This window comes from Cellvibrio sp. KY-YJ-3 (assembly GCF_008806955.1).
Classification (GTDB): domain Bacteria; phylum Pseudomonadota; class Gammaproteobacteria; order Pseudomonadales; family Cellvibrionaceae; genus Cellvibrio.
The window spans coordinates 1976344-1992070 of the sequence record NZ_CP031727.1; the positions used below are offsets into that span (position 1 = coordinate 1976344).

17 protein-coding genes are annotated in these 15727 nt (G+C 51.3%); 10 read left to right on the forward strand and 7 right to left on the reverse strand.

Going from position 1 to position 15727, the window contains the following annotated elements:
- Positions 1–25 precede the first annotated feature (25 nt).
- From D0B88_RS08370 to D0B88_RS08380, 3 genes are all read left to right on the forward strand, one after another.
- The gene (locus tag D0B88_RS08370) at positions 26–499 is read left to right on the forward strand and encodes a DUF3465 domain-containing protein (protein WP_151056488.1); all 474 of its coding nucleotides are present in this window, start codon (positions 26–28) and stop codon (positions 497–499) included.
- 90 nt (positions 500–589) lie between these two features.
- Entirely contained in the window at positions 590–1141 is a 552-nt protein-coding gene (locus D0B88_RS08375; RefSeq protein WP_007644404.1) for a cytochrome b, read from the forward strand.
- 32 nt (positions 1142–1173) lie between these two features.
- The gene (locus D0B88_RS08380; protein WP_151056490.1) at positions 1174–1863 is read left to right on the forward strand and encodes a VIT family protein; all 690 of its coding nucleotides are present in this window, start codon (positions 1174–1176) and stop codon (positions 1861–1863) included.
- Here the strand turns inward: D0B88_RS08380 and D0B88_RS08385 are convergent.
- Positions 1843–2550, reverse strand: coding sequence for a type 1 glutamine amidotransferase (locus D0B88_RS08385; RefSeq protein ID WP_151056491.1), 708 nt, complete (start codon positions 2548–2550; stop codon positions 1843–1845). The two genes, D0B88_RS08380 and D0B88_RS08385, sit on opposite strands and share 21 nt — an antisense overlap.
- Before the next feature lie 298 nt (positions 2551–2848).
- Between D0B88_RS08385 and rhlB the strand changes: the two genes are divergently transcribed.
- From rhlB to D0B88_RS08405, 4 genes are all read left to right on the forward strand, one after another.
- A complete protein-coding gene (rhlB, locus tag D0B88_RS08390; protein WP_007644400.1) occupies positions 2849–4468 on the forward strand; it encodes an ATP-dependent RNA helicase RhlB in 1620 nt (539 codons plus the stop codon).
- Positions 4469–4551: 83 nt separating this feature from the next.
- Positions 4552–5436 carry a DMT family transporter gene (locus D0B88_RS08395; protein WP_007644399.1) on the forward strand — a complete coding sequence of 295 codons (885 nt, stop codon included), beginning with the start codon at positions 4552–4554 and terminating at the stop codon, positions 5434–5436.
- A 28-nt stretch (positions 5437–5464) separates the two neighbouring features.
- The gene (locus D0B88_RS08400; RefSeq protein WP_151056493.1) at positions 5465–6274 is read left to right on the forward strand and encodes a class III extradiol ring-cleavage dioxygenase; all 810 of its coding nucleotides are present in this window, start codon (positions 5465–5467) and stop codon (positions 6272–6274) included.
- An 86-nt stretch (positions 6275–6360) separates the two neighbouring features.
- Positions 6361–7617 (forward strand): response regulator, encoded by a 1257-nt coding sequence (locus D0B88_RS08405; protein WP_007644397.1) that lies wholly within the window; start codon positions 6361–6363, stop codon positions 7615–7617.
- A 79-nt stretch (positions 7618–7696) separates the two neighbouring features.
- Here the strand turns inward: D0B88_RS08405 and cysZ are convergent, their stop codons facing one another.
- The 6 genes from cysZ to gatC all read right to left on the reverse strand — a co-directional run bounded on the left by cysZ (position 7697) and on the right by gatC (position 12779).
- A complete protein-coding gene (cysZ, locus tag D0B88_RS08410) occupies positions 7697–8431 on the reverse strand; it encodes a sulfate transporter CysZ (protein WP_151056495.1) in 735 nt (244 codons plus the stop codon).
- Positions 8432–8968 carry a rhombosortase gene (gene rrtA, locus D0B88_RS08415; protein ID WP_151056497.1) on the reverse strand — a complete coding sequence of 179 codons (537 nt, stop codon included), beginning with the start codon at positions 8966–8968 and terminating at the stop codon, positions 8432–8434.
- A 203-nt stretch (positions 8969–9171) separates the two neighbouring features.
- Positions 9172–9468: a PA4642 family protein gene (locus tag D0B88_RS08420; protein WP_007644394.1), complete on the reverse strand. Its 297-nt coding sequence runs from the start codon at positions 9466–9468 to the stop codon at positions 9172–9174.
- A 48-nt stretch (positions 9469–9516) separates the two neighbouring features.
- Positions 9517–10962, reverse strand: coding sequence for an Asp-tRNA(Asn)/Glu-tRNA(Gln) amidotransferase subunit GatB (gene gatB / locus D0B88_RS08425; protein WP_007644393.1), 1446 nt, complete (start codon positions 10960–10962; stop codon positions 9517–9519).
- 18 nt (positions 10963–10980) lie between these two features.
- On the reverse strand, positions 10981–12435 hold the full coding sequence (gene gatA, locus D0B88_RS08430) for an Asp-tRNA(Asn)/Glu-tRNA(Gln) amidotransferase subunit GatA (RefSeq protein ID WP_151056499.1): 1455 nt from the start codon (positions 12433–12435) through the stop codon (positions 10981–10983).
- Positions 12436–12491: 56 nt separating this feature from the next.
- On the reverse strand, positions 12492–12779 hold the full coding sequence (gatC, locus tag D0B88_RS08435; protein ID WP_007644389.1) for an Asp-tRNA(Asn)/Glu-tRNA(Gln) amidotransferase subunit GatC: 288 nt from the start codon (positions 12777–12779) through the stop codon (positions 12492–12494).
- Between the two features lie 471 nt (positions 12780–13250).
- Between gatC and D0B88_RS08440 the strand changes: the two genes are divergently transcribed.
- From D0B88_RS08440 to mreD, 3 genes are read left to right on the forward strand one after another with little or no spacing between them, the layout of a single operon-like run.
- Positions 13251–14285, forward strand: coding sequence for a rod shape-determining protein (locus tag D0B88_RS08440; protein ID WP_007644386.1), 1035 nt, complete (start codon positions 13251–13253; stop codon positions 14283–14285).
- Positions 14286–14345: 60 nt separating this feature from the next.
- Positions 14346–15224 (forward strand): rod shape-determining protein MreC, encoded by an 879-nt coding sequence (gene mreC / locus D0B88_RS08445; protein ID WP_151056501.1) that lies wholly within the window; start codon positions 14346–14348, stop codon positions 15222–15224.
- Positions 15224–15709 (forward strand): rod shape-determining protein MreD, encoded by a 486-nt coding sequence (gene mreD / locus D0B88_RS08450; protein WP_007644384.1) that lies wholly within the window; start codon positions 15224–15226, stop codon positions 15707–15709. Before mreC ends, mreD begins: the two co-directional genes overlap by 1 nt.
- The last annotated feature ends 18 nt before the right edge of the window (positions 15710–15727 follow it).

Genomic DNA, 15727 nt, shown 5'->3' on the forward strand with positions numbered 1-15727 from the left:
AGGCTTTAGTGGAGATAAATGAGCGATGCATTGGCCCCGAAAAACCGGTCATTTAGTTGGTTTGGTGATTTTTGCGCTGCTATTGGTGTTGGTAAACAGTGCCAATAAAGCGCAGTTGCTCAGTCACGGCAGTGAGCAACTGGATCTGCCGCTGGATATCAGTGGCCGCGATTTATTGATTGCCGAGGCGTTTGCCAATCGCCAGTCAGATCTGATGTTGGCGGGCGAGGGGCGAGTAGTGCGTGTGTTGCCCGACGATAACAAAGGCAGTCGCCATCAAAAATTTTTGCTGCAGCTGGAGTCAGGTCATTCGCTGCTGATTTCTCACAATATAGACTTGGCGCCGCGTATTGAAACCTTGCGCGAGGGCGAGATGATTGAGTTTTACGGCGAGTACGAGTGGAACGATAAAGGCGGTGTTATCCACTGGACTCATCACGACCCTAAGGGCAAACACGCTGGTGGATGGTTGAGATATCGAGGAAAACTTTATCGCTAGTCGCCCGTTTTTTAGCAAAATTTTCTCCGCAAGCTTCAGCAGGCAGAGTTTTAACACAAGGTTTTAACACAACAAAAACGAGGATCTTTTATGACCAGTTTGTCCAGCCCCAACCGTTACAGCCCGATTTTGATTGCCTTGCATTGGTTTATGTTTGTGCTGCTGGTGGCGGTGTTCGTCACTATTGAAATACGCGGTCAATTTCCGCGCGGCAGCGAGCCACGTGAATTGGTAAAGGCGCTGCACTTTATGTTGGGCATGGGCGTATTGCTATTAGTGGTGGTTCGGTTGGCGCTGCGCCTTTCCAGTAAAACCCCGGCAATTGTGCCTGAGCCCAAATTATGGGAGAACCTCTTGTCCAAGGTGGTTCATATCACCCTTTATGCGTTTATGATTTTTATGCCTATTGCCGGCTGGATTATTTTGAGCGCTGAAGGGCATGGTGTGCCTTTCTTTGGTTTGGAATTACCGCCACTGTTAGATGAAAACGCGGCATTGGCTGAGCAAGTAGAAGAGCTGCACAAACAAGTCGGCACCTTTGGTTATTACCTGATCTCGCTGCATATTGTCGCTGCCTTATTTCATCACTACGTAAAACGCGACAATACCCTGCGCCGTATTTCGCCTTTCAAGGCGGAATAAAACCCCTGTTGTTTTTTTGGCTGGAGAGCCCTATGCGTCATCGCGAAGTTCATCGTTCACATCATTCGGGCTGGCTGCGTGCAGCGGTTCTGGGGGCCAATGACGGGATTATTTCCACCGCCAGCTTGATGATGGGCATCGCGGCTGCCGCCAGCGATAGTGCCGCAATTCTGCTCGCGGGTGTCGCAGGTTTAGTGGCGGGTGCAATGAGCATGGCGGCGGGTGAATATGTATCGGTGCGCTCCCAGGCCGATACCGAAGCCGCTGATTTGGCGCGTGAGACTCATGAGCTGGCCACCGATAGCGTCGGTGAACACCGCGAATTGCAAGAGATATATGTCGCGCGGGGGTTGGAACGTGAACTCGCGCGCGAAGTTGCCAAACAATTAATGCAGCACGACGCGCTGGGTGCTCACGCGCGCGACGAGCTGGGTATCACCGAGGCGATGAGCGCGCGCCCACTGCAGGCAGCGCTCACTTCGGCCGCCACTTTTGCGGTGGGGGCTTTTATTCCTCTGTTAGTTGTCCTGCTGGCACCGGCAACTCAGTTAACCCCTGCCATTGCGTTGGTTTCACTAGTCGCCCTGGTATTACTGGGTGGGCTTGCCGCCAAAGTGGGTGGCGCCAATATGCTGCTCGGCAGCCTGCGGGTGGGTTTTTGGGGCGCCGCCGCGATGGCCCTGACGTTTGCGGCCGGTCATCTATTTGGCGCGCTGCTCTGAGCCAAAAACCAGTGCAATTACCTCGCTCATGGCGCGATTGATCTGCTCAAATTTTTCATTGCTTGCGAGTATCGCCTGCGCGGTTTGGGTGTAGCGCGACCCATCAATATCTTCTGCACAATGTTCAATTAACGCCCGCGCCGAAGTGGGTGTGGTTTCCAAATGGAACTGGAAACCGTATACCTTATCCCCGTAACAAAATGCCTGATTACTGCAGCCTTCACTGCGTGCAAGATGTACCGCACCCGGCGGTAGTGCAAAGGTATCGCCATGCCAGTGAAATACATCTGCGTAGCGTGTGAATACTTGAGCGATAGGGTGAGTTGCCGCTGCGGGATTAATGCTAATCGGCAGCCAGCCAATTTCTTTGTGCGGGTTGCGTGTGACTTTGCCGCCCAATACATCGGCAATTAACTGCGCTCCCAAACAAATGCCCAGCACAATTTTTCCGGCGGTTATCGCCGCTTTAATCAGCGCTTTTTCATCCGCCAGCCAGGGGTAAATCGCCTCGTCATAAATACCCATGGGGCCGCCCATGACAATCAGCGCATCAAAATCATTCAGGGCTGGTGCTGTATCGCCGTTGTACCAATGGGTGGTGGAAAGTGCATAACCGCGCGCGCGAAAGTCATTGGCCATACTGCCAATATCTTCAAAGGGGACGTGCTGCAGGCTGTGAATTCTCATGGTGTGTTCCTTCTGTTGTATTTTAATTGCCACAGGAATGAGTGAAACTCTGCCGCTGATTATGCAGAGATCCTGCCAATTCGGGTGTATTAATTCCATACAATTGGCGTCAAACCCGCTGATTGTCTGACGATTGGTGTATACTCGGGCACAGTTTGTGCGTGCAATTCACAGTCATTGTGCGCACTTCTTTTGCTGTTTCGCGCCGGGTTTAATGCCCTGTGATAAAAGCGAAACAGCATTTACATAGGCACGTCTGCGTGACTGCCACTCAAGCCGTTGGCTGTAATAACTTTTGGTGAATAGATTGATCGGAAAACTTTTTAAAAAATTGATTGGTTCAGGTGCGGATAAACCTGAAAAGAATGAGGCTAACCTAAAGCCTGCCAGTGACAAAACAACTGCCAGTGACAGATCTGGCGCAAAAAAACACCCCCGCGAGCGCAGCGGCCAACAGCAAAATAGTCGCGGTAATCGCAATAGCCGCGACCAACGCCCCGGCCAAAAAACCGAACAGCAAACCCCCGCCGTTCAGCGCGATCACTCCGCTAAACCTCCGCGCCATTCAGCTGCACCACGTCCCAAAAAAGCGCTAAAAGTGGATCACGGCCCGTGGGATATTGCCCAGTTTGACGTTGAAGAAGTAGAGGGCAAGAGCCGCTTTCACGATTTTGATCTGGAATTGCCAATCATGCGGGCGATTGCCGATTTAGGCTTCAAATACTGCTCGCCCATTCAAGCGCAATCCCTGCCTTATGCATTGCAAGGTAAGGATGTGGTGGGCAAGGCGCAAACCGGTACCGGTAAAACCGCCGCGTTTTTGACTGCGATTATTGATGACCTGTTAAAAAATCCCATCACCGAAAAACGCTATGCCGGTGAGGCGCGCGCGCTCATTATCGCCCCTACGCGCGAACTGGTTATCCAGATTGCCGAAGATGCCAAAGGCCTGTGCAAATACACCGATCTGAAAATCCACACGCTGGTAGGCGGTATGGATTACGTCAAACAACAGCGCCATTTACACGATGATCTGGTGGATATCCTGGTGGCGACACCCGGTCGTTTGCTCGATTTCTGCGGCAACAAAGACGTGTACCTGGATCAACTGGAAATCCTGGTTATCGATGAAGCCGACCGCATGTTGGACATGGGTTTTATCCCGCAAGTGCGTCAAATTGTGCGTCAAACGCCCAAACGTGAAGATCGCCAAACCCTGTTTTTCTCCGCGACTTTTACCGATGAAGTGCGCACCTTGGTAGAGCAGTGGACTTACAAACCCGTCACCATTGATATCGAACCCGAGTCGGTAGCGAATGAGCGGGTGGATCAGCATGTGTATCTGGTTTCGACTGAAGAAAAATACACGCTGCTGTATAACCTGATTCAACAAGAACACGCCGAGAGCATGATTGTGTTTGCCAATCGCCGCGATGAATGCCGCGACTTGCAGGAAAAATTAGAGCGTCACGGTATCAAAGCCGGCTTGCTCTCCGGGGAAATTGCACAGAATAAACGTGTATCTACGCTCGATGCGTTTAAGTCCGGCGAAATTAAAGTGTTGGTGGCAACCGATGTTGCCGGGCGCGGTATTCATATCAGCGGTATCAGCCACGTGGTGAATTTCACCCTGCCAGAAGAGCCGGAAGATTATGTTCATCGCATTGGGCGCACCGGCCGCGCCGGTAAGAACGGCACTTCGATCAGTTTTGCCTGTGAAGACGATGCGCAGTTGTTGGAGCCGATTGGCACGCTATTGGGTAAACCCATTAAGTGCGAACAACCGCCGGAGTATTTAATGTTGGCGCCGCCGGAAAGCTTGCCCGCACCGGCCCGTGCGCGTAACAACGACAGACACAGTAATCGCTCTGTGGGCAATCGCCCCGGCGGTAATCGCAGTCGCCGTCCGCGTCACTGATTAGCGCTAGCACCTTTTTTATCCGTATCCTTAATTGACGTCGCCCGGCCTTGTGCCGGGCAGTGCCATCGCCCGGAATGGTTATGTCTTCAGCCAAGTCAGCCCTGTTAAGCCTGCATCTGGGCGCCTTTTTGATGGGGGCTACAGGGCTCTTCTCCAAAATCATCGAATTGCCTGCGTGGGATATCACCGGTTATCGCACCTGGATCGCTGCCTTTATTTTATTTGCCTGGGTATGGTGGCGCGAGCGCAATGTCGCACTGCGCTCAGCCCGTGATTATGGCCGCATGTTGATCCTCGGCGTGTTGCTGGCGCTGCATTGGGTAACATTTTTTTATTCGATGCAGGTCGCCAATATTGCCGTCGGTATGATTTCCCTTTACGCCTATCCGGTGGTCACGGTTTTTCTGGAGCCATGGCTCAAGCGCACCAAGCTCGATTGGCGCGATGTGGTCAGCGGTTGTTTGGTGCTGTTTGGTATTTATTGGCTGGTGCCGGAATTTAATATCGACAACAACATGACCCAAGGGGTGATTTGGGGAGTGATTTCAGCGGTGACTTTTGCAGTGCGTAACTTGTTGCTGAGTTACTGGTTCAGCAACCAAACTGCGGCGCGCTCGATGAGCTATCAAGTGTTGATTGTCGCCTTGTTAATGACGCCAGTGCTTATTCTCTCTCCGCATCAACCATCTACCCACGACTGGTGGCTGCTTTTGTGTTTAGGCGTTTTTTTTACCGCATTCACCCACACACTACTGGGTTATTCGCTGCGCTACTTAAAGGCTAAAACCGTTGGTTTGGTGGCGTGTTTGCAGCCCGTCTATGCCGTGGGTTATGAGATTGCGGTGCTGCACACCTATCCCGATTGGAGTACGCTGTTTGGCGGCAGCATTATTATGGCCGCGGCGATTTACGAGTCGGTGCGCGAACATAATAAAGCGGCGGCTACGGCAGCCGTTAACCTCTAGTTCTGCATCACACGCTATTGGGAGTTTCATGATGAGTGCATTAATGCCTGTTGTGTTTGTACCCCATGGCGGTGGCCCTATGCCGCTGTTGGGCGATATAAACCACCGCGAACTGACGCATTTTATGCAATCACTGGCGGCGGATTTGCCGCGCCCAACGGCGATTGTGGTGATTACCGCCCACTGGGAAGAAGAGCAAGTCAGTATCAGCAACTCCCCCGCGCCGGGCATGATGTACGACTACTACGGTTTCCCGCCCGAGAGCTATGAATTCAGTTATCCGGCGCCGGGTAATCCCGCACTCGCCAAACACATCCAACAGCTATTACAGCAGCAAAATATTGATGCGCGCCTAGATAATCAGCGTGCCTATGATCACGGGACTTTTGTGCCGCTGATGTTGATCTACCCCGCCGCCGATATCCCGGTGGTGCAATTGTCGCTACTCGCCTCGCTCGACCCCGCAGCCCATATCGCCATAGGCAAAGCGCTCGCCCCGCTGCGTGAGCAGGGCGTATTGATTGTTGGCTCGGGCATGTCATTCCACAATATGCGCGCGTTTTTCTCCAACGATCCGGCGGTGCGCGGCAAAAGTGAAACCTTTGATCACTGGCTCACGGAAACGCTCACCGCCGACACCCTCACCAATGCCCAGCGCGAGCAGAACTTGAGTCAGTGGGCCGTTGCACCACAAGGGCGTTTTTGCCACCCGCGCGAGGAACACCTGCTGCCACTGCATGTGTGTTTTGGTGCAGCACTGCAAGCCGCGACACCCGCCCGGCAAAATTTTAGTGGGCTGCTGTTCAACACCGCTATTTCCGGTTTTATCTGGCGCTAAAGATCCAGCTATTTCATAGGCTTGGCGCATTTTCCTAAAACTTGTCTACACTCAATGGATATTTAAGCGTCATTGAGTGATCTGCTATGAAAAAAATTCTAATTGTGGAAGACAGCGATATGGTGATGAAAATCCTGCGCCATTTGGTGCAGGCATCATCGCTCCCCTATGAACCGGTTTACGCGATCAGCCTTGCGCAGGCGGTTGCGCTCTACGATGAATCGCCCGCTGATTTTTTTGCTGCGCTGGTGGATCTCAATCTGCCCGATGCCCCCGATGGTGAGGTGGTGGATTTCACTCTCAGTAAAAAAATTCCCACCATAGTGCTCACCGGCTCCTACGACGAAAAACGGCGCGAGCAGTTGTTCAACAAAGGCATTGTGGATTACGTGACCAAAGAAGGTCGCTATGCCTACAGCAAAGCTATCGCGATGATTCATCGGCTGGAAAAAAATCAGCACATCAAAGTATTGGTGGTGGACGATTCGGATATGTCGCGCAAACATATGGCGAATTTATTTCGCCGCCATTTATTTCAAGTGGTTGAAGCAGTTGATGGTGTGGATGCGATCAAAGTGCTGTTGGAAAATCCGGATATAAAATTATTAATCACCGACTACAACATGCCCAAAATGGACGGCTTTGAGCTGGTGCGTAACCTGCGCTACAAATACGACAAAACCGATTTGATTATGATTGGTGTGTCGGGCGAGAGCAGCGAGGCGCTTTCAGCCAAGTTCATTAAACACGGTGCCAATGATTTTTTGCGCAAGCCGTTTCACCCGGAAGAGTTTTACTGCCGCATTATCCACAACATTGAATATCTGGAGTTGGTTGAGCAAATTACCAACAGTGCCCAGCGCGATCATCTCACCGGCCTCTACCATCGTTCTTATTTCTTTAATGCCGCGCGTGAGCTATACAAAACCGCGCAAGAGAAATCATCGCCTTTGTCTATGGCAATAATCAATATCGATAACTTTAGCGAAATCAATCAGCAACACGGTAATGCCTGGGGCGATGAAGCATTGAAACAAATCGCCAGCAGCTTGCAAACCATGTTGGGGCGGTTTTTATTGGCGCGTGCCGACAGCGATGATTTTTATGTGATGCTGCCGGGGCTGGATCATGAAAAAGCCGCAGCGTTTTTGAGCAAAGTGAAACAATTATTGGCCGCGGAGCAATTTGTTATCAATGGGCAAAATATAGGTGTCTATTTTAGTGCTGGTGTGACTAGCCAGCTGCATAATAGTTTGGATCAACAGATCGCCAAGGCAAACGAATATTTGCGCCGCGCCAAAGACGCGGGTGGCAATATGATTGTGGATGATGGCGACGAATAAATACACGCAGTTTTTAATGGTAGGGGCGCGATTTATCGCGCCCTTTTTATGTTGAATGGCTTTTCAAAGACCGCGAGCTTCAAAGATGGCGCACTTCCTTAACCCAATAAATTGTCGCGCCTGCTACCGCAATCGGTGTAACAAAAATATTCAATACTGGCACCATACTACCGAGCAAAATAATTCCACCGTAAGAATAGCTGGTTAATTGCTGGCTATTTAAACGGCGGCGCAACTCGCGGAATTCCAATTGGTGGTTGTCTGCCGGATAGTCAGAGTACTGTACTGCCATGCTCCAACAGCCCCAGAGTGCGCCAATAATCACTGCGACTAAATTCAGGCCGGGAATAAAAAAACAAACCACCAAAATAAGTAATACCAGTAAACCCCGGCTGACAAAATACCAAAGCTTAATCAGTTCGCGCTGCAAAGTGCGCGGAATCAATTGCCCCCAAGGTTCGTCGGGTGGTGGCGTTCCGGTTAAATGGGCTTCAATTTTTTCGGCGAGTAAACCAAAAAAAGGCGCCGCAATAAAATTGGTAATAATGTTAAAGCTATAACCGTAGATCACTAAAAAAATAAACGCGACCAAGGGCCATAACAACCAGGCCAGCCAGTCTAACCAGCCCGGTGACCACTCCAGGATTTGGTAAAAAAAATCACTGAACATATTAAACAGTGTGGCGGTCACTAGCACAAAAATAACCAGATTAATCAGCAGCGGAATTAAAATAAACCGGCGAAAACCGGGTTGCACAATCAGCTTGCCACCTGCCATAAAGTAATCAATTGCTTTCCCGGGAGAACCTTGCATCTATAGCTTCCTTTTTAATTGAGTGATCAGCCAGTCACCACCTACAAAAACGATTCCGGCAATTGCTCCGTATAAGTGTGACTCCACCGCAACCGCTGCAGGAATCAGTTGTTGTAAATCTGTCGCTTCATAACCAGCACTATTTTCCTGCACCAGCTTGGCGGTTACTAATACTAAGGCCACAACACGAATCCACACCGGGTATGCGCGCGTTTGTAACAGCCCAGCCACAATTAATCCATGAATCGTCCCGGACAATCCCGCATAAGGGGAGTATTCAGGGTTAAAAAAATAAATCCCTACACCTACGCTTGCTCCGCACCACAACAACAAGAGCGAGAATTTTTTTAGTGATACATCGGTAAAAAAAGCCAGTGTACACAACACCAGCGCGGCGACATTCATCAAGCTATGTGCCCAACCGAAATGTACAAGATTGGCGGTGAGTAAGCGCCAGGCTTCACCAGCACTAACCTTGTCGGGGTAAAGGCTGAGTTCGTCGAAAATACTGCCTTGAAACCCCGTTAGGGTAAACATCACTGCGCTCAATAAGACACACAAGATAATGTTTGGATTAACAGTGAAATTTGTCATATGCGGTACTTTTAAGTTTTTGAACTGATCCAGTCAAAGTGTATAAGTCCGCCCGGACAGGTAGTGACTTGCTGTAGTCTATATTTACTAAAAGTAAAAAGGCAGCCGGTGAGGGCTGCCTTTTTATTTTGCATGCGGTGTTTTATTTACTTCGCGCCAGCAGCTTCCAAAGCAACGGCATATTCTTCGCCGTTGCGATGGGCTTTTACCACTTGCAGGAAGGTTTTACCTTCCGGGCCGATTGCGTTGAGGTCTTTGCCGGCTTCGATAAATAATTTGACGAAGGTGCCAAAGTTTTCGCCGCGCATGCCGCGATAGGCTTTTTCCAATAAATGGTAATCGGCGTTGATGCCAGCAGGTGCCGGATATTCCAAGAAGGTGGCGATGCGCGCTTCGTCGAATATTTCGCCGAGAACTTTTTCTTTGTCTTTACGTTGGCTCATGTGGACTCTCTATTTTTGACGCCCTCTCGGGGGAGAGGGCTTGGGCTCTTAACCGTTTAATTTCTTAACTAACAGTTCATTCAACACTTGCGGGTTGGCTTGACCCTTGGATGCTTTCATCGCTTGGCCGACAAAGAAACCGAGCATTTTTGCGCGTTTGTCTTCGGCGGCGGCGCGGTAGCCTTCAACCTGTGCCGTGTTGGCGGCGATGATGTCATCGATAATTTTTTCCAGCGCGCCGGTATCGGAAACCTGTTTCAAACCTTTGGTTTCGATAATAGTGTCGGCATCGCCTTCGCCGTTGCAAATCGCTTCAAAAACCTGTTTGGCGATTTTGCTGGAGAGAGTGCCGTCTTTCACGCGCACCACCAAACCAGCAAGCAGTTCTGGTGTTACTGGCGATTGGTCAATGCGCTGTTCGGTGCGATTTAAATAAGCGCCCAGGTCAGCCATGATCCAGTTAGCGGTGAGTTTGGCTTCACCGGAAATTGCCGCTGAAGCTTCAAAAAATGCCGCCGTAAATTTATCCATGGTGATTTGACCTGCATCATAGCTGCTCAAACCATATTGCTCGACAAAGCGCGCGCGTTTGGCTTCTGGCAGCTCTGGCATTTGCTGGCGTACAGATTCGATGTAGGCATCATCCAGAATTACCGGCAACAGGTCAGGGCAGGGGAAGTAGCGGTAGTCGTTGCTGTCTTCTTTGCTGCGCATGGAGCGGGCTTTTTTGGTGTCGCCGTTGTAGAGGCGAGTTTCCTGAATGATTTTTCCACCGTCTTCGAGGACATCAATTTGACGCTCAACTTCGAGCGCAATTGCCTCTTCCATAAATTTAAATGAGTTTAAATTTTTGGTTTCTGTGCGGGTGCCGAGTTTCTCAGAACCTTTCGGGCGCACGGAAATATTGACGTCAAAACGCATGGAGCCCTGGCTCATTTCACCATCGCAAATTTCCAGCGAGGTAACGATGGAATGCAATTTTTTGGCAAAGGCAACGGCTTCTTCGGCACTGCGCATATCGGGTTCGGTAACCACTTCAATCAGTGGCGTGCCTGCACGGTTTAAGTCGATACCGCTCATGCCGGCGAAATCTTCGTGCAGGGATTTACCTGCATCTTCCTCCAGATGCGCGTGGTGAATGCGAACGCGTTTGGTGCGGCCTTCGCCCAATTCCAAATCCACAAAACCCGCGCCGACAATTGGCTCTGCCAGTTGTGTGGTTTGATAACCTTTGGGCAAATCGGGATAAAAATAATTTTTGCGCTCAAACACTGAGCGCTTGCCGATTTCTGCGTTCACCGCCAAACCAAACATAGTGGCGAAGCGAAAGGCTTGTTCGTTAGCGACGGGCAGGGTGCCGGGCAGTGCCAAGTCGATAGCACAGGCTTGGGTATTTGGCTCAGCGCCGAATGCAGTGCTGGCGCCGGAGAAAATTTTGGTTTTGGTGGCGAGCTGTACGTGAACTTCCAACCCGATTACGGTTTCCCATTGCATTTTTTGTGCTCCTCTTTCTTATTCAATGCCAGGGGCGGTTTGTTGGTGGAAGTTGGTTGCTTGCTGGAATTGATGTGCGGCATTAAGCAGCGGCCCTTCAGCGAAGAAGTTGCCAATCAATTGCAGACCAACCGGTTTGTTATCTACCAAGCCGCAGGGAATTGACAGCGCGGGCAAGCCAGCGAGGTTAGTGGCGATGGTGTAGATGTCTTCCAGATACATGGCGACTGGGTCTTTGGTTTTGGAGCCAAATTGGAATGCCGGTGAAGGCGAGGTTGGGCCAATAATCAAATCGACTTTTTGGAAAGCATCCATAAAATCCTGTTTGATCAAGCGGCGAATTTTTTGCGCTTTGCTGTAATAGGCATCGTAATAGCCAGCCGACAAGGCATAGGTGCCTACCAAAATACGGCGTTTCACTTCATTGCCAAAACCTTCACTGCGCGAACGCATATACAGGTCGTTTAAATCGGTTGGGTTTTCACAGCGATGGCCGTAGCGCACGCCGTCAAAACGCGAGAGGTTAGCAGAGCATTCTGCCGGTGCAATCACGTAGTAGGCAGGTACGGCGAGATGAGTGTGCGGCAAGCTGACGCTGTGCAGTGTTGCGCCCAAACTTTCGTAGACTTTAATCGCCGCTTCAACCAGCGCCGCCGTTTCTGGATTCAAACCTTCACCAAAATACTCTTTGGGTACGCCAATCCGCATGCCGGTTAATGGCTTGTTTAAATCGGCGGTGTAATCCGGTACGTCGCGCTCAACACAGGTTGAATCTTTGGCGTCGTAGCTGGCCATGTCGTTTAACAAAATCGCAGCGTCTTCAGCGGTGCGCGACAAAATGCCCGCTTGATCCAAACTAGAGGCAAACGCAATCATGCCCCAGCGCGATACGCGACCATAAGTCGGTTTAATACCGGTTAATCCGCACAGGGCGGCGGGTTGGCGAATGGAGCCGCCAGTATCGGATGCGGTTGCCGCCGGTGCTAAATGTGCGGCTACTGCTGCAGCAGAACCGCCCGATGATCCACCGGGAACACAATCAGTCGCCCAAGGGTTTTTTACCGGGCCGTACCAGCTGGTTTCGTTGGATGAACCCATGGCAAATTCATCCATGTTGGTTTTACCCAACATCACCACACCGGAATTCAAATAATTTTCAACGATAGTGGCGTTGTAGGGCGCGATAAATTTATCGAGCATTTTGGAGGCGCAGGAGGTGCGCACACCGGTGGTACAAAAAATATCTTTGTGTGCGATGGGTACACCGCAGAGTGCCGGTGCGTTGCCTGCGGCTAAACGTGCATCGGCAGCAGCGGCTTGTTGCAGCGCCAGCTCAGGCGTCACGGTGATATAGCTGTTGTAGGTTTGGTCCAGACGCACAATGCGGTCGAGATAATGTTGGGTCACTTCGGTACTGGAGAAGTCCTTGTTGCGCAGGCCTTTTACCAGTTCGGCAATGGTGAATTGATGCATTGCAAATTCCTGAGATTTTTTTGTAAGAGGGAGCGAGCTATTTCTTTGCTTGGTCGCTACTCGATAACCTGTGGCACCAGATACAAGCCATCTTGTGTGGCTGGTGCAATCGCCTGAAAGGTTTCGCGCTGATTGGGTTCGGTCACTATGTCGGCGCGCAGGCGCTGAACGGCGTCCAGTGGGTGGGCCATGGGCAGAACGCCATCGGTATTGACGGCTTGCAATTGATCGACCAGAGCCAGCACGTCGGAAATACTTTTTGCCGCTTCATCGGCGGCCTCATCGGTAATCTGGATACGCGCCAGCTTGGCCAGCTTGGCGATATCGGAACGGTCTACAGCCATGGTGGTATTAGCTCCAGCAGATAAAAAAGCGAAAGTGCGGCCAAACGGCAGTTATCCTGCGGTAAGTCGCCAAAAATGGGCGCCCAAGGTACCACATTTGCGCGCGCCTCTAAATCCCTGTGCCGGCCTTGTTGGGCTTGCGCAAAAAACAGGCAGAAAGTGTCCAATATTGTGAAACAAAGTGAACTTTCGTGCGCCATGTATATCTTTATGAAGACTTTTTATTTTTAAGGCCAAAACGGCTCGGATAAAAAACAAAAATTCACATATACTGCGCGCTTACATTTTTTTGCAGGGAACCGCCCCGAGCGGGCTGATCGATCAAGGAATCTGGCGTTTTGCCATAGGATAAAAAAGCCAGGAGCGCGCCGTCGCCAGCGCTGGCACAGATTATTTCAGTATTGCTGTCTACAACGGCTGACTTTACCGAACATCCATTCCAACACATTTTATTTAAGGCCTCGTCTTGTCATGATGAAACTTTTGCGTGGAGCATTTTCCAACGACCTGTCTATCGACCTGGGAACCGCTAATACCCTTATTTATGTCCGCGGTCGCGGTATTGTTTTGAACGAGCCTTCGGTAGTGGCGATTCGTCACCATAACGGCACCAAGATTGTTGAAGCAGTTGGTGTTGAAGCAAAACGTATGCTGGGCCGTACTCCGGGCAACATCACCGCTATCCGCCCTCTGAAAGACGGTGTAATTGCCGACTTCCAGGTCACCGAAAAAATGCTGCAACACTTTATCCGCAAGGTTCATGAAAATTCCTGGTTTAACCCCTCTCCCCGTGTACTGATCAGTGTTCCCTGTCTGTCTACCGAAGTAGAAAAACGTGCGATTCGCGAATCGGCCTTGGGTGCTGGCGCGCGCGAAGTGCGTTTGATTGAAGAGCCTATGGCGGCAGCGATTGGCGCTGGCCTGAAAGTCTCTGAAGCCAACGGTTCGATGGTGGTGGATATCGGTGGTGGTACTACCGAAATCGCGGTTATCTCCCTGAATGGCGTGGTTTACTCTGATTCCGTGCGTATTGGTGGCGACCGTTTTGATGAAGCGATTGTTAACTACGTACGTCGCAACTACGGCAGCGTGATTGGTGATGCCACCGCTGAACGTATCAAACAAGAAATTGGCTGCGCTTTTGCCGGCAGCGAAATCCGTGAGATTGATGTGCGCGGCCGCAACCTGGCTGAAGGTGTACCGCGCAGCTTTACCCTGAGCAGCGATGAAATTCTGGAAGCCCTGCAAGACCCACTGGCGGGTATCGTCCAGGCAGTAAAAAGTGCGCTGGAGCAATCACCACCGGAGCTGGCATCAGACATCGCCGAAAGCGGTGTGGTATTAACTGGCGGTGGCGCTTTGCTGCGTGACATCGACCGCTTGCTGTCCAACGAAACCGGTTTGCCTTTTATTGTCGCCGAAGAGCCGCTGACCTGTGTGGCGCGCGGCGGTGGTATTGCGCTGGAAATGAATGACAAGCGCAATATCGACTTGCTCTCGTCCTGATAACAGCGGGGCGACTGGCGCAGTTGGCGCTAGCGCTCCACTTGCACAGGAGATATCGCCATTAAACCGCTCTTTAATCGAGACTCTTCTGCCGCTGGTCGCGCCTTTCTGTTCATTGTGATCATGATGGTGCTGGTGGTGGTAGGGCTTTATACCGATCGCCTTGAACCCTTGCGCGAAAAACTCGCGCAATTGGTTACTCCTTTTTATCAGCTCACCGATGTGCCCAGCCGTGTCAATGATTGGCGCAAAGACACCTTTGTCTCCCAGATTGACCTTAAACTGGAAAACGAGGCACTGAAAACCGAGCTGCTTATTCATCAGCGCAAACTTCAGCAGCTGGCTTCGCTCGCTGCCGAAAACGTGCGCTTGCGTCAATTGCTCAATGCCAGCGAAACCCTGCAAGATACAGTGCTGATTACCGAACTGATCGGGGTGTCGCCCAACCCGCTCAGCCATAAAGTGATTATCAACCGCGGCAGCAAAGACGGCGCCTTTAAAGGCCAGCCGGTACTGGATGCCTTTGGTTTGATGGGGCAGGTAACCGAAGTGGCCGAGCATTCCAGCACCGTATTGCTGATTTCTGACTCTACCCACGCGATTCCGGTGCAGGTGAATCGCAACGGTGTGCGTGTCATTGCCGAAGGCACCGGCGATCTCAACAGCCTGAGCTTGCGCCATGTGTCGGCCAATACCGATATTCGCGCTGGCGATTTGCTGGTTAGCTCCGGTTTGGGGGATCGCTTCCCTGTTGGCTACCCGGTGGCTGAAGTATTAGATGTAGTGCGCGACCCAGGCAAAGCCTTCTTAACGGTTGTCGCCAAACCCATGGCGCGGTTGGATCGCAGCCGTCACTTATTACTGGTATTTGCAGACCGCGACCGTGCCACTGTCCCTGGTGCTTTATCTCTCCCGGAAGATGAGGGTGGAGCGCGCTGATGCCTGCTTCACGCGTCAATTTGTACCTGGCTATCGGCATCAGTTTTCTGGTTGCCCTGGTGTTGTCGGTTTACCCCTTGCCGATGAACCTGCGTTGGCTGCGCCCGGAGTTTGTGCTGCTGGTAGCGATTTACTGGATTTTTTTCATGCCGCTCACCGTGAGTTTTTCGCTGCTGTGTTTGCTCGGCCTATTCCAGGATTTACTTGAAGGTGTACCTTTTGGCCAGCACAGTTTGGGGCTGGTGATTGTCGCCTACATTTGTATTTTGTCTTACCAGCGGGTGCGCAACTTTTCTATCTGGCGCCAATCCACCTGGATTTTCGTATTGGTTGGTATCGCCCAGCTCACCGATAATTGGGTGCAGGGCATGGCCGGTCGCCCACTTTCCGGTATTCAGTTTTTATATCCCGCCATCACCAGCGCGCTGATGTGGCCGCTGTGTTATGGCGCCCTGAGCCGCTGGACGCATCGCTATCATCACTAGCTGCCAAGGCTGCCGGTT